Consider the following 628-nt stretch of genomic DNA (forward strand, 5'->3'; position numbering starts at 1 on the left):
CTGCTGCGGAAAAGGGCCAGCTATCGCCGCTTGAGGTGTCCCTAGATTTGTAGACGGTTTGCTTGGTAATTTTGGAACCAAGGGGAGACGGATATGAACAAGGGAATACGGTTTACAGACGAGTTCAAACAGGACGCTGTGGCGCAGGTTGTTGAGCGTGGGTATGCGGTCAGCGAAGTGGCGGAGCGGTTGGGTATCAGCACCAAATCCCTGTACACGTGGAAAGCGCAGTTTGCGAAGTCACCGCGTGTCAGGTCAGAGGTCGCGGAACAGGCTGCTGAGATCAAGCGGTTGAAGCGTGAGCTGGCCCGCGTGACCGAGGAGCGGACAATCTTAAAAAAGGCGACCGCATACTTCGCGCGCGAGTCTCAGTGAAGTATGCGTTTATCGAGGCCCACCGCGCGGAGTTTTCTATACGGTCAATGTGCCGCGTGCTGGCTGTGCATTTCAGCGGTTTCTATGCATGGGTTAAAGAACCGTTAAGTGCGCGTGCGCTGGAAGATGCGCGGCAGACGGAGCTGGTCCAACAAGCATGGACAGAGAGCGGAAAGGTCTATGGATATCGCAAACTGACTGATGACCTGCGCGATGCTGGAGAGACCTGTTCAGAGAACCGTGTCGCACGTTT

Annotated in this window: 1 pseudogene; it reads left to right on the forward strand. The window is 55.4% G+C overall.

Annotation, left to right across the window (positions count from 1 at the left end):
* Positions 1-93: 93 nt before the first annotated feature.
* A pseudogene (locus DS901_RS19015) lies at positions 94-628 on the forward strand (transposase); the annotation flags it as partial.

The organism is Loktanella sp. D2R18 (assembly GCF_003318235.1).
Classification (GTDB): Bacteria; Pseudomonadota; Alphaproteobacteria; order Rhodobacterales; family Rhodobacteraceae; genus Yoonia.